This is a genomic window from Pseudomonas sp. ICMP 10191 (assembly GCF_001467335.1).
GTDB lineage: Bacteria > Pseudomonadota > Gammaproteobacteria > Pseudomonadales > Pseudomonadaceae > Aquipseudomonas > Aquipseudomonas cerasi.
Window position 1 is genome coordinate 31,159 of sequence record NZ_LKGW01000105.1, and the last position, 21,385, is coordinate 52,543.

The window sequence follows — 21,385 nt, forward strand, 5'->3', positions numbered from 1 at the left end:
CATTTTCAGGAGTCTCACCATGCGTATCAAGTCTGTACTGGCTGCACTGGCGTTGTCGCCGCTGGCTGTTTCGGTGGTCCATGCTGATCAGCTCAGCGATGTGATGAGCAAGAAAAGCCTGAGCTGTGGCGTGTATGCCGACGTTCCGCCGTTCTCGGCACCGGACCCTCAAACCCGCGAACTGGTGGGCATGGACGTCGATCTTTGCAAAGCCCTGGCCAAACACATGGGCGTGGAGCTGGAACTCAAGCCACTGTCGGTCGAAGCACGTATCCCGGAAGTCAAAATGGGCCGCGTGGATGTGATTTTCGCCAACCTGGCTTACACCAAGAGCCGTGCCGACCAGATCCAGTTCAGCGACCCTTACTACATCGCCAAGGAAACACTGGTAGTCCGTGCCGCGAATGCCGATCAACCGAAATCGTTCTTCAAGGGCAAACGCATCAGTTCGACCAAAGGCTCTACCTCCGAGCAGTCGATCCGTCTGGCTGACGCGACGCCAGTGACCTTCCAGGACACCGGCTCTGCCTACATGGCACTGCAACAGAACAAGGTGGTGGGTCTGGTGACCAACACCATGACCGCAATCAAGCTGGTAGGGCAGGCCAAGGCCGGCGGCGTGGAATTGGTCATTGCCAAGGAACCGATGGCGCTTGAGCCCATTGGTGCCGGCATGCGCCAGGGCGAACCGGCCTTTCTGGCGAAGGTCAACGAATCGCTGCGCGCAATGGAAGCCGCAGGTGAGATCGACGCGATCTGGGCGCACTGGATTGGCCCGAATACCGAATACAAGATGGTTCGCGAAGACAAGGTACAAAGCCTCAGCGAATTGAAATTCGACCCGTTGCCTTGAGCAAGGGCATGAAGCCGACCAAACGGTCGGCTTCATGCCGCAACGGCGCCATCGCATCTTGATCAGATCTTGATATTTCCTTGATGGTTTATTAATAGCCGAGGTTCAGAGTCCGACCGACAGTATCAATCGTCGGCATGACCCCGCGTGGGCGTCTCAGAGGACAAAATGTCTGATCGCTCAGGTTCGGTTTCTCCATCGGCAGTCGCTGCTTTCATCACCCGAAAGAGACGTTTCGGCGTATCCCCTGTATGGCTGGTTCCGCTGCTCGCTGCCTTGATAGGCCTGTCGCTGCTGATCAGCAGCACACTGTCGAAAGGCTCGAGAATCTTCGTCACCTTCCAGAGCGCCGAGGGGCTTGAACCTCACAAGACGAGGGTCAAGGTCAGGAATGTGGTGATTGGCGAGGTATCGGCCGTGGCCTTGAACAAGGACCGTACAGGCGTTGTGGCGACGGTGGACCTCGATGCCAGCGCCCGTGCTTTCACTGCCGAGGACTCCCTGTTCTGGGTGGTGCGCCCGCGTATAGGCGTCACCGGTGTATCGGGCTTGGATACAGTGCTTTCCGGGCCATTTATCGCGGCGGACAGCGGTACGTCCGGGCATACGAAAAAACACTTTGTCGGTCAGGAAGCTCCGCCACCCATTACCTACGGCGCAAAAGGCACGCGTTTTACCCTGCACGCCGCAGACATGGGCTCACTGGAGGTCGGGTCTCCTGTGTACTACCGACGCATTCAGGTCGGACAGATAGCGGCCTGCCATTTATCCGCAGACGGCAAGGGCGTGGATGCGGAAATTTTCATCAATGCGCCCAACGACAGTTTCGTGACTACCGACACGCGTTTCTGGAATGCCAGCGGCATTGGCATGACGGTGGATGCCGATGGTCTGAAAATAAAGACTGAATCGGTCTCGACGATACTGGCGGGAGGGGTGGCCTTCGTCGAGCCGGATTACCGTACGAATGCGCCCCGGGCCGCGGAGCATGCACGCTTCATGCTGTTTGACGATCAGCAGAAGGCGCTGTCGCCGCCCGACGGCGAACCGGGTTACATCCGTATGATATTCAGTCAGTCGCTGCGGGGGCTGGAGGTCAATTCGCCGGTCGAGTTCATGGGCATAACGCTGGGGCGAGTCGTCTCGGTAGACCTGGACTACGACGCCGCCAGCAAGTCGTTCACCAGCATCGTAGGGGCGCAGATATACCCCGACCGCCTGGGTATGGCCAATGAAAAAATCGTGAAGACGTTAGGCGTTACCGATGATGCACGTACGGCACAGTTGATAGCCGACTTCGTCAAACGAGGCCTGCGTGCGCAGCCTCGCAGCGAGAGTCTGCTGACCGGACAACTGTATATTTCCTTGGGTTTTATCGCCAACGCTGCGCCGGTGCCGTTCGATGTCAGTGCGCAGCCGTTGATAATCCCGACCGTGCCGGGGGAGCTTGAAAAGATGCAGGAGCAGGTACAGCAGATCATCGACAAGTTCAGCAACGTGCCGGTGCAGGAGATCGCCGGCAACTTCAATGGCAGCCTTGGCGAGGCGCAAAAGACGTTCAGGCTTTTCAACGCGCAGGTGATGCCTGAACTGCACGGCGTTCTGCTGCAATCCCGAAGCACACTGGACATTGCCGGCGCAGCACTCGCCGAGGACTCGCCTGTGCATCAACAGATCGATCGGACAATCGACGACGTTCAGCGCATGGCCCGCTCGGTAAGGGTCCTGACCGATTACCTGAGCCGCAACCCCGAAGCCTTGATCCGCGGCCGCACCCGTCAGGATCGACCGGGTGTCTACCAGAGGACCGCGCCTGCTCAGCAGGCCGATTAAGCCGAGCCGGACGGCTTCAGTACCTCGGTTTGACCGCCTTCCAGTCCGGCTTGTACTTTTGCATCTGCTTCACGTCATCGCGCTGCCGAATGCCACAGCTGTGATACTGGTCGTTGAGCTTGCCGAGCTGGTCATGGTCCAGTTCCAGCCCCAGGCCGGGCGCGCGGGTGATGCTGACGCAGCCGTCGACAATCGGCAGTTTGCCGCCCTTGATGACTTCCTCGTCCGGCTCCTGCCACGGGTAGTGCGTGTCGCAGGCGTAGTCCAGATTAGGCACCGACGCTGCAACGTGGGCCATGGCCATAAGGCTGATACCCAGATGCGAGTTGGAGTGCATCGACACGCCGAGGCCAAAGGTGTCACACATCTTCGCCAGTGCCTGAGTGTCGCGCAGGCCGCCCCAGTAATGGTGGTCAGCGAGTACGATTTGCACGCTGTCGAGAGCCACGCTGCGGCGGAACTCGTCGAAATCGGTTACCACCATGTTGGTTGCCAGCGGCAGACCGGTGCGTTTATGCAGCTCGGACATGCCGTCGAGGCCCGGCGTCGGGTCTTCGTAATATTGCAGATCATCGCCCAGCAGCTCTGCCATGCGAATCGAAGTCTCCAGTGACCAGTTGCCGTTAGGGTCGATGCGCAGCGGATAACCGGGGAAAGCCTTTTTCAGCGCCTTGATGCACGACACCTCGTGTTCCGGCGGCAGTGCTCCGGCCTTGAGCTTGATGCTTTTGAAACCGTAGGCTTCGATCATGCGCCGGGCCTGAGCAACGATCTGCTCTTCGCTGAGCGCTTCACCCCAGCTGTCGGGAGCGTAAGGCGCATCGGCATGCTGCGCGTATTTGAAAAACAGGTAGGCGCTGAAGGGTATCTGGTCACGAATGGCACCGCCGAGCAGGTCCACCAATGGCAGGTTCATGGAACGCGCCTGCAGGTCCAGAAACGCCACTTCGAACGCAGAATAAGCATTGCTGACCGCCTTGCTCGCGTGTGAGCCCGGCGCCAGTTCGGCACCCGCCAGGCTGGCAGGCTTATGCGCTGCCACGGTCGCCTGAACGATGCTGCGCAGCTGATTGAGGTTGAACGGGTCGAGCCCGATCAGCTGGTTCTGCACGTGTTGCTGAATCGCCAGTGCCGGGGCATCCCCGTAGCTTTCACCGAGACCGATGTAGCCGTTGTCGCTTTCTACCTCAATGATCGAGCGCAGGGCAAAGGGTTCGTGAATACCACTGGCGTTGAGCAGTGGCGGGTCGCGAAAGGCGATAGGGGTCACGGTCACACGTATGATTTTCAAAGGGCGGTCTCCCGGAGGTCAGGGTTTGAGGCTGGAAGGGGTGCCAGTAACGGCAGGGCTGAGCGCTGCAGGCCGCTCAGCCCTTGACGGGCGGCCGCGATCACCTCGTGGCGTGGTGCGGGCGAAGAAGATCACCACGGCAGCCAGCAGCGATGTCGCTGCCAGTCCATACAGACCGCCTTGAATCGAACCGGTGGTCTGTTCCAGAAAGCCGAACGTGGTGGGCGCAACGAAACCGCCCAGGTTGCCGATTGAGTTGATCAGCGCAATGACCGCAGCGGCAATGCGTGCATCCAGATAGCCCTGAGGGATTGGCCAGAACAGCGCAGACGCGGCCTTGAAACCGATGGCCGCGAAGCAGATGGCGACAAAGGCGAACACTGGACCGCCGACGGTGGACATGAACATGCCGGCGGCGGCGATGACCAGGGTGACTGCCACCCAGGCCTGCTGGTGCTTGAAGCGTGCAGCCAGTGCTGCAAAGCCGTACATGGCCACGATGGAGATGATCCACGGGATCGAATTGAACAGCCCGACCTCGAAATCGCTGAAGCTGCCCATCTTGCGGATCATGCTCGGCAGCCAGAAGGTGGCACCGTAGATGGTCAGTGCCACGGAAAAGTAGATGAAGCAGAACAGCAGGATCTGCCGGTCCGCCAGCAGGCGCAATACCGAGGGTCTGACGGTTTGTGCTGCTTCGCGCAGCCGTTGCTCTTCGGCGATGGCGGTGCTGAGCGCGGTTTTTTCTTCGTCACTGAGCCAGCGGGCTTCGTGAGGATGTGATTGCAGCCAGAACCAGACGAAACCGCAGAGCACGATCGACGCGAAGCCTTCGATCAGGAACATCCATTGCCAGCCATGCAGGTTCAGGCCCTCGATGCCGAGCAGGGCGCCGGACACCGGTCCGGAGATGACCGACGCTATCGCCGAGCCGCTGAGAAACAGCGCCATGGCTTTGCCGCGGTCGCTGGAAGGCAGCCACTGGGTGAAGTAATAGATGATGCCGGGGAAGAAACCGGCTTCGGCGGCGCCGAGAATGAAGCGCAGCACGTAGAAGCTGGTTTCACCTTGAACGAATGCCATGGCCATTGCAGCCGCGCCCCAGGTAAACATGATGCGGGTCAGCCAGGCGCGGGCGCCGTAGCGCTGCAAGAGCATGTTGGAGGGGACTTCGAACAGTGCGTAACCGACAAAGAACAATCCGGCGCCCAGCCCATAAGCCGCTGCGCCGATACCCAGATCGGTTTCCAGATGGCTGCGTACAAAACCGATGTTGACCCGGTCGATGTAATTGACGATGAACATCACCACGAACAGCGGCAGCACGTGGTGTTTCACCTTGGCGGCCGCACGGGCAAGCACCGTGGCGTCCGTAGTACCAGGGACGGTATTCAAGAGGCGACTCCCATTCATTGTTATTTTGGGGATGAGTCGATCATGAGGGCGTGTATTATTCCCGTCCAATCCAGTTAGTGACTTGATTGATACCGGGAGTGGATCAATGTTCGAGCTTTCTCAACTGCGTTGCTTTACCACGGTGGCAACGGAGCTGAATTTTCGCCGTGCCGCCGAACGGCTGAACATGACGCAGCCGCCGTTGAGTCGGCAGATTCAGATACTGGAGCATAATCTGGGCGTCGAGCTGTTCACCCGCAGCACCCGCACTGTGGCCCTGACCGCGGCGGGCAGGGCTTTTTTCATCGAGGCGCAGACCCTGCTGGAGCACGCGCAGCAGGCGGCCATTTCCGCGCGGCGCTTTGCCGAAGGTGACATCGGCTCGGTGACCATCAGTTTCGTCGGCAGCGCCGTGTACGAGTTTCTGCCCAGGGTGATCGCCGAGGCGCGCCTCAAGCAGCCGCAGGTGAAGATTTCCCTGACTGAAATGAACACCTATCAGCAGCACGAAGCACTCAGGGCGCGGCGCATTGACCTCGGTATCGTGCGAGCGCCACTGTTTCAGCCGGGGTACGAGAGCGAATGCCTGGTGCGCGAGCCTTTTGTGCTGGCCGTGCCGAGCAATCATCGATTGGCGCATGCGGACTCGGTCGCGGTGGCCGATCTGGATGGCGCACCGTTCCTGATGTATTCGCATTCGGCGTACCCACCGTTCAACGAACTGCTGACCGGTATGTTTCGCTCCGCACGAGTTGCACCGGAGTATGTCCAATGGCTCGGATCGTCACTGACTATTCTGGCGCTGGTCAACGCTGGGATGGGGCTGGCACTGGTACCGCGTTGTGCGACCAATGTGGTGTTCAAGGACGTCGTGTTTCGTGACATTGACCTGGGCGAAGGCGTGCAGAGCGAGTTGCACCTGGTCTGGCGCACCGACAATGACAACCCGGCATGCCGGATGCTGCTCGAAGCCATTCGTGCGGCCGTCAGGGCGGATGAAAATTGAAGCGAAAAACCTTGTAACGTAGTGGTATCAACTATCATTCATTCAGTCGATAGTCATCATCAAGCAAGGCAAGTTCTGTTTTTCCGGCAAAGGAGGAGGATGGCGCCATAGCCACCTGCTCCAAAGGGAGACGACGCGATGAGAATGTTCAATCTGTTGACATTTGCTGCCGTGTTCAGCACCAGCATTATGTTCACTGCCCCCGTCAATGCTGCCGTCTCTCCGGTCTCCGAACAGTCCTGCCATTTCATGCCCGTCGCCGACAGCGCTGCCAGCCTGCAACACACTCAGTCGGTGGGCGTGCTGTACAGCGAAAATACCCTCAGCAACCTTCAGTATTTGAACAACTACCATTCGGTGGCACTCAGGAGCGGCAGCAATGGCGCACTCGATGCGCGTATCCGCAACGCATTCATCAACAGCTCGGACCCTGCGCTGGCGACCGACTGGCTGGTGGGCTCATTGAAGAAAGAGTTCGCCTCGGTAACCGTTTACAACAACCTCGATGCGCTGATGCAGGCCCGCCCGGACGTAGTGGTCATGCTCGACACTTACAACCGCCTGGTGAGCAAGCGCAACAGTCAGGTCGAAGCGCGTTTCATGGCGCGCTTCTATGACAACAACCTGCAATACATCGGCAAGGCCGAAGGTGAAGTGGTTCGGGAAATGACCTCGGTCTGGGTGCAAGGCAAGGCCGCTCCGGAGATCGCTGCACAAATCGATCAGCAGCGTGATTTGCAGGTGAATGCCTTGAGACAGTTCGACGCCTCGCTCAAGGCTCTGGTCATGCAGGCCGACCGGGCTCAGGTGGCGGCGAACTGATGGAGTGACTGCGCCAGGCTGAGAAGGCGCGGCGCAGCATTTCACACTGGCCTCAGCTATTGATGACCTGGGCAAAGTTGTTTCTGAACGCGACCTGCGAGACACCCAGCACTGATGCAATCATTCGTGAGCCGCTGCCTTGCAGCTGTATCTGACCACAATGGTTGTCCTGCGGCGTCAACTCGGTGTTGACCGACAGAAACTGCTCATCGATTTTTGTCGCTGCAATACCACCTGCCATCAGCATGGTCGCCAGCGGATCGAAGATCGGCACGGGAAGCCCTTCGGCGTGTGTTCCGGATTTGTGTTCGAGCACTTGTTTGACCAGCGTGGCGACAGGGTCGATGGCGGTGATCAATTGCCAGTAGCTGGCGTCGAGGATGATCTGGTTGCAGACATCCAGCGGCACCAGCGTCAACGGCAGGCTCGACTGGAAAACAGTGTTGGCGGCGACAGGGTCGACGAACACATTCCATTCTGCATAGTGGTTGCTGCTGTAGGCCTCTCCCTGATCCCATGCCTTTTGCGCGTTGTTCAATGCCGCGACGTTGCCGTCGACGTAAACCGCGCCGGCCATGGCGACGATCTGCTCGACCATTTTGAAGTCGGCTGGCTGGCTGCTCAACGAAAGCATCTTCGCGATGTTGGTAAAGCCCCCCAGCGACAGCACTGTGATGGGGTCCTGGCTGTTTTTTACCGTCTGATACATGAACTCCCAGGCGGGCAGGCTCGACAGTTCCGGCAGCGTGGCAGGGTTCAGTGTCCCGAGCAGCCCCATGATGTCGTTCATGTCGTTTTTGAAGGGTTGCGGAAAGCGGTTGTCGTACTCAAGTGGCTGATCGGTACCCTTTGCCACGACGCTGCCGAGTCGATTGCCGATGCCCAGCAAATGCTGCGCGATGATCACGCCCCAGCCGAGGTCTGTTTCGCCGCATCCGGTCACTGTAATGCCGAGGATGTCGATGTCCTGTCGTTTCATCAGGTAGGCGATCGACAGTACGTCATCCCAGCCCATGTCCGTATCGATAATGACTTTCCTGTTCACGGTAATGCTCCTTGCCTGTAGGGGACGATTGAAAAGAAGGTGTGCAAGCGCCGCTGACTTATGCGAAGGCACGCGGAAAAAAGGTTGCCAACAGGTTATTTCAATTAAACCGATGCACGGCTCGGTTTTACCGTAAAGAATTAATCACATCCGCCGAGAGCCTGACAAGTGAGCCGACAATTAGCTGTCCGGTTCGCATGATGAGCAGCAAGCCACGTGTGCTTTGACTGTGGTAACAGAGAAGCCTTGCGATGCTGAAAAAACTACCGGGTGCCTTGCGTGCCCTGATGTCTGTGCCTGCTGATAACCCCAGGTTGTTGCAGGCCCAATACGTTGCGTTGTCCCGGCAACTGCCGTTGATGTACTTCGTGCTGCTGGTCAATACCTGGGCGTTGGCGTTCACCCATTGGCGAACCGCTCCGGTGTGGCTGACGCTGCTGGTCCCGGCGCTGCTTACGGTTATCTGTGCCGTCCGTGCACGCAAATGGTTGCGCACGGTAAACCGGCCGCCACCCGCTCCGGCGATCATTCTGGCCACGCTGCGTGGTACACATGGCCTGGCAGGCGTGATAGCGGCCGGGTTTGCCGCCTGGTCGCTGTCGCTTTACCCTTACGGCGATGCCTACTCCCAGGCGCATGTCGCGTTTTTCATGGGTATTACGGTGATCGTCTGCATCTTCTGCATGATGCACTTGCGGCCTGCAGCGCTGACCACCGCCCTGGTCGTCAACACCGCCTTCGTCATTTTCTTCGCCTCGACGTACAACGTTACCTTTATCGCCACAGCGGTGAATATCGTGCTGGTGTCGATCGGCATGCTGATCATTCTTCATTACCAGTACCGCGATTTCACCAGCCTGGTGAATGTGCAGGTAAAGACCGAGCAACTGAGTAACGAGAATCTGCTGCTGGCCAATCAGGACAGCCTGACGGGCCTGCCCAATCGTCGCCAGTTCTTTCAGACTCTGGATGCCGCGATGACCGAGGCAATGGCGCAGCGCAGCGGCCTGGCAGTGGGGGTATTGGACCTGGACGGGTTCAAGCCGGTCAATGACCTCTATGGTCACCGCATCGGCGACCGTTTGCTGATGCTGGTGGCTGAACGCCTGACCAGCGCCTCGAGTGACAAGGTGCATGTGTCGCGACTGGGCGGTGACGAGTTCGCGCTGGTGATCAAGGGTGACATGCACAGTGACGCGTTGCTGGCGTTTGGCAAACACCTGTGTGACCTCATGCACGAAAGCTTCGAACTGTCGGACATGCCGATCCAGATTGGCGCGACACTGGGCCTGGCGACGTACCCGGCCACGGCGGATAATGCGACCCAGCTGTTCGAGTTTGCCGATTACGCGCTGTATCAAGGCAAGAACCATAACCCCGGAACCACCTGCCTGTTCTCCGCCAGCCACCGTGAGCAATTGCATGCCGACGGCGTTACCGAACAGGCCTTGCGGCGCGCCAATCTGGAAACCGAGTTCCACGTATCGTTTCAGCCGATCATTGAGAGCTGCACGCGCGAAACGGTGGCTTTCGAGGCACTGGCGCGCTGGAACAGCCCGGAACTGGGGTCTGTTTCGCCGGCGCATTTCATTCCGATCGCCGAGCGCATCGGCATGATCAACAAGCTCACCGTGCCCTTGTTGACCCAGGCGCTTGGCATGGCCCTGTCGTGGCCCGCGCCTATCAGGCTGTCGTTCAATCTGTCCGCGCACGACTGTGCGACCTGGGAAAGTGTCAGCAGAATTGTCGAGATCATCGAACACAGCGGCTTCGATGCGTCGCGGCTCGATCTGGAAATCACCGAAACGGCGGTCATGCAGGATATTGCTCAGGTGCAGCAGGCCATTACCCAGTTCCGCAAGCTGGGTTGCGGTATCTCGCTGGATGACTTCGGCACCGGATTCTCAAGCCTCAGTCAGTTGCACGCGCTGGCGCTGACCAAGCTGAAGATCGACCGCAGTTTTGTCACCGGCGTGCACCACAACCCGGCCAGTTACAAGATCGTCAAATCGCTGGTTGCCTTGAGTCTGGACATGTCTCTGGGCTGCGTGATCGAAGGCGTCGAAACACAGGATGAGCTGAATGCACTGACCACCCTGGGTTGTACGATGGTGCAGGGCTACTTCTACAGCCCGCCGATCAGTTTTGCAGAAACGCTGGCCTGGATTGAAATACCCGATGAAGAGCGCACCTTCGGTTACGCAGCATCGTGCCCTCTCTGATCGATTGCATGTGGGCGATTCTCTCAGGCGTGCGTGGGGTAAGATGCGTTTTTTGATCCCCACGGAAGCCTTTTGATGAGCAAACCCGGGCAGACCGTCCTTGTTGCGTTGCGCAAGATGATTGCATCAGGCGAGCTGGCTGCCGGCGAGCGTCTGATGGAGGTGCCGACTGCCGAGCTGTTCGGCGTTTCGCGCATGCCGGTGCGCATGGCGTTCCGGACGCTGGAGCAGGAGGGGCTGCTGGTGCCCTTTGGCGGGCGTGGTTTTCAGGTGCGCTCGATCAGCCCGATGGAAATCGCCGGCGCGGTGGATGTCCGCGGTGTCCTTGAGGGGCTTGCCGCGCGGCAGATGGCCGAGCGCGGCCTGACCCAGGAGGCGCGTGACGAGCTGGAGGCCTGTCTGGTACAGGGTGACGCGCTGTTCGAAAAGGGCCATGTCACTGAAGATGACCTTGAGGTCTATCACGACATGAATATGCGCCTGCATCGCGTGATCGTCGAGGGCAGCGGCAATCGCGCCATTGCCGATGCACTGTCACGCAACGACCATCTGCCTTTTGCCTCGGTAACCGCGCTGGCCGTGGATCGCGACAACCTGATTCGCGAATACCGGCGGTTCAATTTCGCCCACATGCAGCATCACGCCGTCGTGGATGCGCTGGTGAATGGGCAGGGCGCTCGCGCCGAGGCCATCATGCGCGAGCATGCCAATGCCACCTTGCGCTATGCAGAAATCTTCGGCGCCGGGCAGAACGAGCGCATGAAAGTCATTCAGCGCCCGGACTGATCAGATGTCGAGCACCAGCACGGGCGTCTTGGAACGTGAGCAGCAGGGCGTGAACTGATCGTTGAGCGCCTGCTCGTCTTCGGTCAGAAACAGATCGCGATGATCCGGAATGCCTTTCAACACCCGCGTCAGGCAGGTGCCACACACACCTTGCTCACACGACAGCGGAATATCGATACCGTGGCTTTCGAGCACCTGAGCGACCGTTTTATTGGCCGGAATGGCAATGACCTGGCCGGTACTGGCGATCTCGATTGAAAAACTGCCATCGTTGCTGGTGTCGACCGGCTCTGCGGAGAAGTACTCGCGGTGCAGAGTGTCCTCGGACCAGCCAGCGGCCCGCGCGCTGTCGAGGATGTATTGCATGAAACCGCCCGGCCCGCACACGTACAGGTGGGTATCGGGCTGTGGGCGGGCGAGTACTTTGCCAGCCTCCAGCGCAGTGTCCGGCTGTTCATCGAAGTGCAGCGTGATGCGCTCGGCAAATGCCGAATGCTTCAGGCGCTCGATAAAGGCGCCGCGCTCGGCGGAACGCAAGCAGTAATGCAGCTCGAAATCGGCAGCCTCCAGCGCAAGTTGTTCGGCCATGCAGAGGATGGGTGTGATGCCAATACCGCCGGCGAACAGCAGGGTGCGTCGGCTGTTTTCAGCCAGCGGGAACAGGTTGCGCGGTTCACTGATGCGCAACTGTGCGCCAGTCTGAATCTGGTGATGCAGGCTACGCGAGCCACCACGCGAAGCCGGGTCGTTGAGGACGCCAATCAGGTAGCGGTGACGCTCGTTCGGGGCATTGCACAGCGAGTACTGACGAATCAGCCCGTCAGGCAGGTGTACGTCAATGTGCGCGCCTGCGGTGAACGGCGGCAACAGCGCTCCGTCTGCCCGCACCAGTTCAAAGCTGCAGATGTCCAGCGCTTCATCGTTGCGTGATAACACCTTCACGTCGATCATGTCAGGTCCTCGGGTGACCGCGGCACGGGTCACTTCTGATTGTTTTCTTGGTGTTTCGACGGGCAATGGCCGGTCATTTCGTCGCCATCACGGGAATCTGCTCGCCGCGACCGGCCTGCTCGGCAGCGATCAGGCGCTCCAGGATCTTGCGTGACTGCACGCCACCGGCGTCGATATTGAGCTTGAGCAGGCTGCGATGCGGGTGCGTGAGCAGGTTCTGTTGCTGGCGTTCAAGCATTTCCAGGTCTTCGGTGAAGATCTTGCCCTGGCCTTCACGGATGCTGGCGGTCAGCTCTGCATCAGCGGGATTGAAGTTGCGCGCCATGCCCCAGAAGTACCAGATGGAGGTGTCGGTCTCGGGGGTGATGAAGTCGACGACGATGCTCGACGCCTTGAACTCTTTGGGCGCGTGATAGCCGCCTTTGCCTGCATGGGCTACGCCGACTTCGATCAGCACATGGCTGGGCGGCGTGAAGCGGCAGATCTGCCAGCGATCGACCGGCACGTCATCGGCCAGGTTGTTGCCACGCAGTGCCATCTGCCAGAACGGCGGCGGCATGATGTTTTCCATGTGCCGGGCGGTGACCACTTCCTCGCCTTCGACCGTTGTGACGGGCGCTGCCTCGTCGATTTCCTTCTGGCCGATGCTTGACGCATGCACATAGGTTTCGTGGGTGAGGTCCATCAGGTTGTCGATCATCAGGCGGTAATCGCACTGGATATGAAACAGCCCGCCGCCGTAGGCCCAGTCGTCGCTGACTGCCCATTCCAGATGGTGGATGAGTGCCGGGTCGGCCTTTTCCCGGTCACCGGGCCAGACCCAGATGAAGCCGTAGCGCTCGACCGCCGCGAAGGTCTTGTTGCAAGGGAAGCCGCGAACACGCTGGCCGGGCATTGAAACAGTCTTGCCGTCGCCGCCCATGACCAGTCCGTGATAACCACACACCAGCTGGCCGTTCTCGACATAACCCAGCGAGAGCGGGGCGCCGCGATGCGGGCAGAAGTCTTCGACGGCAATGACCTGCTGGTCCTGGTCGCGATAGAACACCATCTTTTCGTTGCAGATCTGCCGCCCCAGAGGCTTGTCAGCGACTTCATCCGCTGTACAGGCGACGTACCACGCATTTTTCGGGTGCATGATGGTTCTCCACGGTTCGATTATTGATCTTATGGATCCACAGAATGAATCATGTTGTTTCCTCGCGATTATTAATGCCACAGGATCGAGATTAATCCAATGATTAATTTAGTTAACTATTATTTAATGGATCCACAGAGATTGATCAGCCGGGGCTGGATACCAGCAGCGCCGCTCGCAGGCGCGGCGCGAGTGCTTCCAGCAGGGTCTGCACAGAACGCAGGGCGCGGCAGTCGGGGCGGGTCAGCAGCCACAGGTCAGTGCGGCATCCTTCCAGAGGGCCGCTCAGGCGTTCGACCGCACCCAGGCCCTCGACCGTGAAACCGGTCAGCGCCGCCACGCCCAGGCCGGCAGCGACCAACTGCGAGACAGCCGACATGTTGCTGCAGCGGTAGCTCGGTAATACCCCTGGAAACGCCTGTTTGCGCCAGATCACCGAGGTGTGGTCGGGCATCGAGTCGTCCGGGCTGATCCAGGGGATCGAGGCAGGGTTTTGCGTCAGGGCCTCGCGGTATTCCGGGCGACCGCAGACAAAGTAGTCGGCACTGCCCAGGCAGCGCCCGATCAGGTGCTCGGGAGGCGTATTGGTCAGGCGCAGGGCGATGTCGGCATCGCGACGGCTGAGGTTGGCAAAGGCGTTGGAGGTGGCCAGCTCCAGCGTAAGGGCAGGGTACTGCGGCATGAAGTCTGCCAGCGCGGGCAACAGCAGGCTGTGCAGTACCGCATCGGTACAGGTCAGGCGCACCGTGCCGCTGACGACTTGTTCGCCCTGCTGCAAAGCGATGCGCGCAGCGGCAAGCGCCTGTTCGGCACGCTCGGCCTGTTCGGCCATGGCCTGAGCGGTATCGGTCGGTACGTACCCGCGCCGGTTCTTTTCAAACAGCGCGGCACCAAGGGCGGCTTCCAAACGACGGATCGAGCGAAACACGGTCGATACATCAACCTGCAACAGGTCGGCGGCACGGGCGAGGGTGCGGCCGCGAACCAGGGCGAGCACCAATGAAAGGTCGGCGTGGGTGATTTCATATTGCATTGGTGCATTGTTCCTTTGCCTGAATGCCTATGTTTGTTGCGCGGATGACTATCCTAGACTGGTTTCATTCCCGCTGGATAGCGTCCGGTAATCGGCGCTGACCACTCAGATTTCACACAGGATTCAACCTATGTCGCGACCTCCCTTGATTGGTGTCACCGCCTGCCGTCAGCAGTTGGGCAAGTACTCTTCTCACACCGCAGGCGACAAGTACGTCGAGGCCGCAGCCTTCGCGGGCATGCCGGTAATCCTGCCTGCGCTCGAGGTGCCCACCGAGCCTCCGCAACTGCTTGCCTCACTGGATGGCCTGTTGTTTACCGGCTCGCCGTCCAACGTCGAGCCGCGTCACTACAATGGGCCGGCGAGCGTGGAGGGCACCGCCCATGACGTCTTCCGGGATCGCACAACTTTGCCATTGCTCAGGGCTGCCATCGCTCAGGGGGTGCCGGTGTTGTGCATTTGCCGCGGCTTTCAAGAACTGAATGTCGCGCTGGGCGGCAGCCTGCATCAGCGTGTCCAGGAGCTGCCCGGCTATCTGGATCATCGCGAGCCACAAAGCGAGGTGCTGGCGGTGCAGTACGCGCCAAAGCATGCCGTGCAGGTACAGCCTGGCGGTTTGCTCGACTCGCTGGGCCTGGCACCGGGGTTCGAGGTCAACAGCCTGCACAGTCAGGGTATCGATCGCATGGCGTCGGACCTGCGCGCGGAAGCATTGGCCCCCGACGGTCTGGTCGAAGCGGTGTCCATGCCTGGTGCGCCAGGCTTTGTGCTGGGCGTGCAGTGGCACCCGGAATGGGCGTTCATGGACAACCCCGTGTCGCTCAGCCTGTTCAAGGCCTTTCGCGAGGCCTGCCAGAGGTATGCGCGCAGCAGTCGCTAGAGCGATGAGCTGCTGAGTGTTGTGGGCAAACGTGATTTAATATCCGGCTTGATGGCTTCGGGTGATGGACGATCCATTGCACCGGGGCGCTGCCTCATTCACCGGATATCTTTCACATAAGGCCACTATGGATACGGGAGCACGACTCAAACTGGTGCGTGAAAGCTACAAGCTGTCACAGCGTGAGCTCGCCAGACGCAGTGGTGTGACCAATGCCACGATTTCCCTCATCGAACAAAATCGTGTCAGTCCTTCCATCAGCTCGCTGAAAAAGCTGCTTGAAGGGATTCCCATGACGCTGGCGGATTTCTTCACGTTCGATCAGCCTCCGGGTCAGGATCAGTACGTGTTTCGAGCCGGCGATCAACCCGATCTTGGGCGCAACGGTGCCCGCCTGCTGCTGGTCGGCGCGACATTGCCAAGCCGGCAGATGCGGTTTCTGCGTGAGCAATACGCGCCGGGCGCCGACTCGGGCGATGAACCCATCGTCCACAGCGAAGGTGAGGAGTGCGGTCTGGTGACGCGCGGCACCGTGGAGCTGACCATCGATGGGCAGGTCAACATTCTCGGTCCGGGTGACGGCTATTACTTCCCGACCACCTTGCCGCATCGCTTCCGCAACATCGGCCAGGACGAAGCGGAGATCATCAGCGCCAACACCCCGGCCAACTTCTAGGTGCCGATAGCCAACGATGCCTTGCGCCTAACGAAGGCTCCAGGAAATACCGGCATAAATCCCCATCCCGTCGCCGGGTGTCGAGCGTGCGATGTCTTTGCCGTTGTCGTCATAGCCGGGTGTCACGGTGCTGGCGTAACGCTGGTTAGTCAGATTGCGCAGGTCCAGCCAGGTCTGCCAGTCTTCGCCGGGTGACGCGTAGCCCAGTGTGGCGCCCAGTAAGGTGTACTGATCGGCGTAAAACGAGTTGGCGTAATCGACCGCGATCCTCGACGCGTGCTCAGTGTTGAGTGCTACGTAAACGCCGACAGGATGGCTGTAGCGCAGCTCGGCCTGATAGTAATGCCGGGGGATACCCGGCAGCGCGTTGTCGCCGAAGCGGTCGTCGTTACGGTAGTGAAAGTCGCTGAACGTGTAGGCTTGGCGTAAATCGACCTTGCCCGCAGCGCCTCCCTGCCACAGCGGGCTGTCCAGGCTGAGTTCGATACCGGTATGGATGGTCGGGCTGGCGTTGGACTCGGCAATGACTTGCGAGCCTGTCGCGCTGGCTGCCTGGGTTTCGACACTGAGCAGTTCATGTCTGACCTGCGAGTAATACCACCCTGCGGTCCAGTCGCCTGCTGCGCTATTACCCTTGCCGCCGAGCTCCAGCGTAGTCGCGGTCTGATTTTCAAGTTTGACGCCAATACTCTGCAGGCCGGTCGCCGCACCGCTGCCTGCTGGGAAAAAACGGTTGGAACCCCAGATCATTGACCAGGCGTGCGGCGGCTCGACCGAGCGACTCAGATTGCCGTAAAGCTGCAATTGCGGCGTGAAGTCGTAGCGCACTCCAGATCATTGCTCAGGTGCAGCACGCTGTCCGAGCCCAGGTAGCTGTAATCCCGGGTTCTGGTCCCTGGCACATAGCCTGCGGTGTTGCCGGCTGGCACGCGGACGAATTCCGATGCGCCGTTGTCAGGCAGCCCCTTGGTGGTTCGCAGTCCCAGCGTGGTCGTGCTCTGATGGCCAGACACGGTGTCCTGGCGTATGTAATTGAGCGTGCCGCTGATATCGGTGTAAGCGACTTTCAGGCGATTGGTGCCCTCGCGCAGGTCCATGGGGTAATCGTGATAGACCAGACCCGTTTCGAGGCGTGAGCTTTCATCCAGATAAACAGTGGTCTTGTTGCCGAGCCAGGTGCTGCCGGGTTGCAGGCGTTTTGAGTCGCGCGTACGGTTGAGCGCATTGGCCGCCTGTGGATCATGGCGGATCTGCTCGCGGGTCAGTCTGCCCGGCGAGTCGTTGTCGGTTTCCCGGTAACGAAAGAAGAAGCGGGTTTCCAGATTCGGGCTGAACCGGTAACCGACGTTGGCTGCGATACCCTGGCTACCGCCGGCACTCTGGTCCTGGAAGCCGTTGTAGCTTGAGTCGGTCACGCTGACGTAATAGTCCAGATCGCCCAACACCTGTCCCGAGCTGATCTGCCGTTTCGAGTAACCGTGGCTTCCTGCTTCGTAGCGCAACTGCAGCCTGGGCGCGTCATAACCGGTGTGGGTGACATAGTTAACCGCGCCACCCAGCGCCAGCGAGCCCAGTTCAAAGCCATTGGCACCGCGTCGTACTTCTACGTGGCTCAGCCATAACGGCTCCTTGAGTTCGTAGGGCGTACCCCCGGGGCCGGTCAGCGGCAAGCCGTCGAGCATTTCGAACAGCCCGGAGGCATGCGCGCCAGGCGCCCGGTTCAGGCCCGAACCACGAATCGAGATTTTTGCCCCCTCACTGTTGGCGGCCTTGGCGTAGATGCCGGGCTGGTATTTGAACACGTCTTCATTGTTGGCGACCCGTCCTTGCTCGACGGTGTTCATATCGACAATGTTGGTACCGCCCGGAACTTCCCGTAACGCGTCGCGCGGGATTTGCGCCGGGCTGTCGATACGTGAGCCGTCCACTTCGATGTTGGACAGGCTGACAACATCAGCCTCGGCGACACAGGTAAAAGCAAGAGCCGTACTGAAACCGAACAATTGCAGGGTCAGGTTCAAGGGGGAAAGCAGAAACGGTGGGTGGTACTGCAAGTGCATACGCCTTGTGGTTCACGGCCAGCGTCAACTGCCAGCCCTGCGTGCTCTGGAAAAGGGACAGGTGTTCGATGCCTGATGTGTGACTGGCGTCACTAAACCGGTGAGTGAACAGTCGATGCCGGGCGATATTTTCAGGCTGTTCAATGTACTAACTGAATATAATTTGCTTTTTGTCTGCTCAGCGAGAACCCTTTCAGGCTTCGCCAGTCCTAGCCATTAGAGAGAGCATTCGCACTAGCCCAATAAACAGTCGTGGAGTTTCTGGAGTGTCGGAAAATAAAGCCCGAGTCGACAATGCGGCGACGGGAGATATCAAGCATCAGGGAAAGGATATCTTTTTCGCAGCGGTAGAAACGACACGGATGCCGATGATCGTGACGGACCCCAATCGCCCCGACAACCCCATCATTTTTGCCAACCGTGCATTTCTGGAAATGACCGGTTATGCGTCAGAAGAAATCATCGGTAGCAACTGCCGGTTTCTTCAAGGGCCGGACACTGATCGGGCGGTGGTGAAATCCATTCGCGATGCAATCGATGAACGCGTCGATATCTCCACTGAGATTCTCAACTACCGTAAGGACGGTTCAACGTTCTGGAATGCCCTGTTTATTTCTCCGGTCTATAACGACGCGGGTGACCTGATCTATTTCTTTGCGTCGCAGCTGGACATCAGCCGTCGTCGAGATGCCGAAGAGGCATTGCGTCAGGCACAGAAGATGGAGGCCTTGGGGCAGCTTACCGGTGGCATCGCGCACGACTTCAATAACCTGCTGCAAGTGATGGGCGGTTATATCGACTTGATCGGCAGTGCGGCAGAGAAACCCTCCATTGACGTGCAGCGTGTCCAGCGCAGTGTTCATCACGCCAAGTCTGCTGTTGAACGCGCCAGCACATTGACCAAGCAATTGCTGGCGTTTGCCCGCAAACAGAAGCTGCAGGGGCGAGTCCTCAATCTCAATGGCCTGGTCTCCACGACGGAGCCGTTGATCGAGCGTACTTTTGGACCGGAAGTGGTGATCGAAACCGATCTGGATCCGGCACTGAAAAACTGCCGCATTGACCCGACCCAGGCAGAAGTTGCCTTGCTGAATATTTTCATCAACGCCCGGGACGCGCTGATTGGCAGGCCCAACCCCAAGATATTCATCGAAACCCGCAATCTGGTCGTCGATGAGCTGGCCAATATGTCCTATGACGGTCTGTTGCCGGGGCGTTATGTTTCTATTGCGGTGACGGACAATGGCATCGGCATGCCCGCGAGTATCCGTGATCGGGTAATGGACCCGTTTTTTACCACCAAGGAAGAAGGCAAGGGTTCCGGGCTCGGTCTTTCGATGGTCTACGGCTTTGCCAAACAGTCGGGCGGCGCGGCGCGTATTTATACCGAAGAAGGTGTCGGTACTACGCTGCGCTTGTATTTCCCGGTAGACGAGGCGGTACTGAGTAAAAACGATCCGCCGAAAGCTTCGGAAAGGCGCATTGGCAGCTCCGAGCGCATTCTGATCGTGGAAGACCGTCCTGACGTGGCCGAACTGGCGAAGATGGTGCTGGATGATTACGGCTATGTGTCGGAAATCGTCCTCAACGCCCGTGAGGCACTGAAGCGCTTCGAGGCCGGCAGCACGTATGACCTGTTGTTCACCGACCTGATCATGCCGGGCGGCATGAACGGGGTAATGCTCGCGCGGGAAGTCAGGCGCAGGTACCCCAAGGTCAAGGTGCTGCTGACCACCGGCTACGCTGAGAGCTCGATCGAGCGAACCGACATTGGCGGCTCAGAGTTTGAGGTGGTGTCCAAGCCCTGTATGCCGCAGGACCTCGCCAGGAAGGTCAGGCAGGTTCTTGACGGGCCTAACGGTATCGCCTGACGGCACTGGCAATGCACCTGCGAAGGCCTGACTGTTCTCAGTCGGGCCTTCATGCTTTTTGGCGCACGGTGCACGGCGCTGTCTTTATTACGATACCTGCGCGCATTCCTGCAGAGTTGCGTATATCCAGTGAGTATCGACAGTTAAAAGTTGGCAACAGGTTAATTCTCGTCTGTTATTAGCAGACGTCAGACAACTTCAATAATTAGAGCAAACAGCCTAATGAAACGGTAAGTGTGTAAAGCGCTTGGAGCATCGGGCGAAGGTTACGTTCCGTTGCTGTGCGTCATTAACAATACTGTTCTATTGTGCTTTGTACAGCCTGAAAAAAAGTCTATAAAAGTTTTAAACTTCTTGAACGTCGTCTGGGTCATTGATGGGTACGTCACACATTTGTGCGTTCACTGCCAATGACTCAAAGGACTATGACTATGATTCGCGACGACCGTATCGCCCCAGGTGCCCCTGTGTACCACGAAACTCATGCAGCGGCTCCGCTGCTTAAACGAATCTCCTGGAGTGCGATTCTGGCCGGTGTTGTTCTGGCCATGGTTGTGTCGCTGTTGCTGAACCTGCTGGGTACGGCAATCGGAAGTGCCAGTATCGATCCCATGCAGGAAGCCAATCCACTGTCCGGTATGGGTACGGGCGCAGGTATCTGGGTCGTTGTAAGCTCGGTGATCTCGCTGTTCGTCGGCGGCTGGGCCGCGGGACGTCTCGCGCAGCGCGAAGGCGCGTTTCATGGCCTGCTGGTGTGGGCGACTGTATCGCTTATCACTGTTTATCTGGTCTCCAGTGCAGTGACCGGCGTAGTACGCGGTGGCCTCAATCTGGCAGGTAGCGGCATGTCGGCCCTGGGCAGCGGTATCGCACAGGTGGCTCCGGCCGTTGGCAGCAAGATTCAGGATCAATTGCGCGCTCAGGGCATTGATTTCAATCTGGACGATATCCAGGGCGAAATCGAAACGGCCATGCGTCAGACCGGCAAGCCCGAGCTGAACCCGGACAATGTCAAGCAGGAAGCTCAAGCGACTCAGCAGGATGCGCAGAATACTGCCAAGCAGAGCGCACAGAATCCTCAGCAAGCTGACGAGCAATTGAGCGGTCTGATGGATCGCATCAAAGCCAAAGGCGACCAGGCTTGGGATGCGGCTGATCGTCAGGCGCTGGTCAATCTGATCAAGGCGCGCGGCAACAAGACTGATGCCGAAGCCAATCAGATCGTCGATCAGGCGCAGGCCAGCTATCGTCAGGCTTATGCCAAGTATCAGGAACTGAAAGCTCAGGCAGAACAGAAAGCCCGTGAAGCAGCTGAAGTGACTGCCAAGCGCGTTTCGCAAGGTGCCTGGATTCTGTTGATCACTTTGGTGATCTCGGGTCTGGTAGCAGCGGGCGCCGGTGTACTGGGTCGTCGTACTCAGCCGCCAGCCAAAGTTGTCGCTGCGATCTGAACCAACGCAACAAGACTGGACTGAAGTATCAGACGGGGAGCGTTGATCGCTCCCCGTTTTTATTTCAGCCAT

At 58.9% G+C, this 21,385-nt stretch carries 16 protein-coding genes and 1 pseudogene; 10 read left to right on the plus strand and 7 right to left on the minus strand.

The window, feature by feature from the left end:
* Positions 1-19: 19 nt before the first annotated feature.
* Entirely contained in the window at positions 20-853 is an 834-nt protein-coding gene (locus tag AO388_RS11730) for an ABC transporter substrate-binding protein (RefSeq protein ID WP_003435362.1), read from the plus strand.
* Between the two features lie 168 nt (positions 854-1,021).
* A complete protein-coding gene (locus AO388_RS11735; RefSeq protein ID WP_054080947.1) occupies positions 1,022-2,686 on the plus strand; it encodes a PqiB family protein in 1,665 nt (554 codons plus the stop codon).
* Between the two features lie 16 nt (positions 2,687-2,702).
* Here AO388_RS11735 and AO388_RS11740 read toward each other — a convergent pair whose 3' ends face one another.
* Together AO388_RS11740 and AO388_RS11745 are read right to left on the minus strand one after the other, a co-directional pair.
* The gene (locus AO388_RS11740) at positions 2,703-3,977 is read right to left on the minus strand and encodes a glucarate dehydratase family protein (RefSeq protein WP_046719380.1); all 1,275 of its coding nucleotides are present in this window, start codon (positions 3,975-3,977) and stop codon (positions 2,703-2,705) included.
* An 18-nt stretch (positions 3,978-3,995) separates the two neighbouring features.
* On the minus strand, positions 3,996-5,339 hold the full coding sequence (locus AO388_RS11745; protein WP_054080946.1) for an MFS transporter: 1,344 nt from the start codon (positions 5,337-5,339) through the stop codon (positions 3,996-3,998).
* A 139-nt stretch (positions 5,340-5,478) separates the two neighbouring features.
* Between AO388_RS11745 and AO388_RS11750 the strand changes: the two genes are divergently transcribed.
* Complete coding sequence (locus tag AO388_RS11750) at positions 5,479-6,378, plus strand: LysR substrate-binding domain-containing protein (protein WP_054080945.1); 900 nt, start codon at positions 5,479-5,481, stop codon at positions 6,376-6,378.
* Between the two features lie 138 nt (positions 6,379-6,516).
* Positions 6,517-7,200: a hypothetical protein gene (locus AO388_RS11755; RefSeq protein ID WP_046719382.1), complete on the plus strand. Its 684-nt coding sequence runs from the start codon at positions 6,517-6,519 to the stop codon at positions 7,198-7,200.
* A 52-nt stretch (positions 7,201-7,252) separates the two neighbouring features.
* Here AO388_RS11755 and AO388_RS11760 read toward each other — a convergent pair whose 3' ends face one another.
* A complete protein-coding gene (locus tag AO388_RS11760; protein WP_058416497.1) occupies positions 7,253-8,245 on the minus strand; it encodes a nucleoside hydrolase in 993 nt (330 codons plus the stop codon).
* A gap of 251 nt (positions 8,246-8,496) precedes the next feature.
* Between AO388_RS11760 and AO388_RS11765 the strand changes: the two genes are divergently transcribed.
* Together AO388_RS11765 and AO388_RS11770 are read left to right on the plus strand one after the other, a co-directional pair.
* Complete coding sequence (locus AO388_RS11765; protein WP_054080943.1) at positions 8,497-10,467, plus strand: putative bifunctional diguanylate cyclase/phosphodiesterase; 1,971 nt, start codon at positions 8,497-8,499, stop codon at positions 10,465-10,467.
* A gap of 75 nt (positions 10,468-10,542) precedes the next feature.
* Positions 10,543-11,253 (plus strand): GntR family transcriptional regulator, encoded by a 711-nt coding sequence (locus AO388_RS11770; RefSeq protein WP_046719385.1) that lies wholly within the window; start codon positions 10,543-10,545, stop codon positions 11,251-11,253.
* Here the strand turns inward: AO388_RS11770 and AO388_RS11775 are convergent, their stop codons facing one another.
* The 3 genes from AO388_RS11775 to AO388_RS11785 all read right to left on the minus strand — a co-directional run bounded on the left by AO388_RS11775 (position 11,254) and on the right by AO388_RS11785 (position 14,375).
* Entirely contained in the window at positions 11,254-12,204 is a 951-nt protein-coding gene (locus tag AO388_RS11775) for a PDR/VanB family oxidoreductase (protein WP_003370888.1), read from the minus strand.
* A 73-nt stretch (positions 12,205-12,277) separates the two neighbouring features.
* The gene (locus tag AO388_RS11780; RefSeq protein WP_003370890.1) at positions 12,278-13,342 is read right to left on the minus strand and encodes an aromatic ring-hydroxylating oxygenase subunit alpha; all 1,065 of its coding nucleotides are present in this window, start codon (positions 13,340-13,342) and stop codon (positions 12,278-12,280) included.
* 145 nt (positions 13,343-13,487) lie between these two features.
* Entirely contained in the window at positions 13,488-14,375 is an 888-nt protein-coding gene (locus AO388_RS11785; RefSeq protein WP_058416498.1) for a LysR family transcriptional regulator, read from the minus strand.
* A 130-nt stretch (positions 14,376-14,505) separates the two neighbouring features.
* Here AO388_RS11785 and AO388_RS11790 point away from each other — a divergent pair, with 130 nt between their 5' ends.
* The gene (locus AO388_RS11790) at positions 14,506-15,255 is read left to right on the plus strand and encodes a gamma-glutamyl-gamma-aminobutyrate hydrolase family protein (protein WP_058416499.1); all 750 of its coding nucleotides are present in this window, start codon (positions 14,506-14,508) and stop codon (positions 15,253-15,255) included.
* A 127-nt stretch (positions 15,256-15,382) separates the two neighbouring features.
* A complete protein-coding gene (locus tag AO388_RS11795; RefSeq protein ID WP_003344936.1) occupies positions 15,383-15,931 on the plus strand; it encodes a cupin domain-containing protein in 549 nt (182 codons plus the stop codon).
* 27 nt (positions 15,932-15,958) lie between these two features.
* Here AO388_RS11795 and AO388_RS11800 read toward each other — a convergent pair.
* A pseudogene (locus AO388_RS11800) lies at positions 15,959-17,991 on the minus strand (TonB-dependent receptor family protein).
* A 266-nt stretch (positions 17,992-18,257) separates the two neighbouring features.
* Here AO388_RS11800 and AO388_RS11805 point away from each other — a divergent pair.
* Together AO388_RS11805 and AO388_RS11810 are read left to right on the plus strand one after the other, a co-directional pair.
* Positions 18,258-19,862 (plus strand): hybrid sensor histidine kinase/response regulator, encoded by a 1,605-nt coding sequence (locus tag AO388_RS11805; RefSeq protein WP_044308042.1) that lies wholly within the window; start codon positions 18,258-18,260, stop codon positions 19,860-19,862.
* Between the two features lie 431 nt (positions 19,863-20,293).
* Positions 20,294-21,313 (plus strand): hypothetical protein, encoded by a 1,020-nt coding sequence (locus tag AO388_RS11810; protein WP_054080941.1) that lies wholly within the window; start codon positions 20,294-20,296, stop codon positions 21,311-21,313.
* The last annotated feature ends 72 nt before the right edge of the window (positions 21,314-21,385 follow it).

Bases quoted from the DNA above. Each gene is read 5' to 3' on its own strand.
- AO388_RS11730 (WP_003435362.1), top strand. From the start codon at position 20: ATGCGTATCAAGTCTGTACTGGCTGCACTGGCGTTGTCGCCGCTGGCT.
- AO388_RS11735 (WP_054080947.1), top strand. From the start codon at position 1,022: ATGTCTGATCGCTCAGGTTCGGTTTCTCCATCGGCAGTCGCTGCTTTC.
- AO388_RS11750 (WP_054080945.1), top strand. From the start codon at position 5,479: ATGTTCGAGCTTTCTCAACTGCGTTGCTTTACCACGGTGGCAACGGAG.
- AO388_RS11755 (WP_046719382.1), top strand. From the start codon at position 6,517: ATGAGAATGTTCAATCTGTTGACATTTGCTGCCGTGTTCAGCACCAGC.
- AO388_RS11765 (WP_054080943.1), top strand. From the start codon at position 8,497: ATGCTGAAAAAACTACCGGGTGCCTTGCGTGCCCTGATGTCTGTGCCT.
- AO388_RS11770 (WP_046719385.1), top strand. From the start codon at position 10,543: ATGAGCAAACCCGGGCAGACCGTCCTTGTTGCGTTGCGCAAGATGATT.
- AO388_RS11775 (WP_003370888.1), bottom strand. From the start codon at position 12,204: ATGATCGACGTGAAGGTGTTATCACGCAACGATGAAGCGCTGGACATC.
- AO388_RS11780 (WP_003370890.1), bottom strand. From the start codon at position 13,342: ATGCACCCGAAAAATGCGTGGTACGTCGCCTGTACAGCGGATGAAGTC.
- AO388_RS11785 (WP_058416498.1), bottom strand. From the start codon at position 14,375: ATGCAATATGAAATCACCCACGCCGACCTTTCATTGGTGCTCGCCCTG.
- AO388_RS11790 (WP_058416499.1), top strand. From the start codon at position 14,506: ATGTCGCGACCTCCCTTGATTGGTGTCACCGCCTGCCGTCAGCAGTTG.
- AO388_RS11795 (WP_003344936.1), top strand. From the start codon at position 15,383: ATGGATACGGGAGCACGACTCAAACTGGTGCGTGAAAGCTACAAGCTG.
- AO388_RS11810 (WP_054080941.1), top strand. From the start codon at position 20,294: ATGATTCGCGACGACCGTATCGCCCCAGGTGCCCCTGTGTACCACGAA.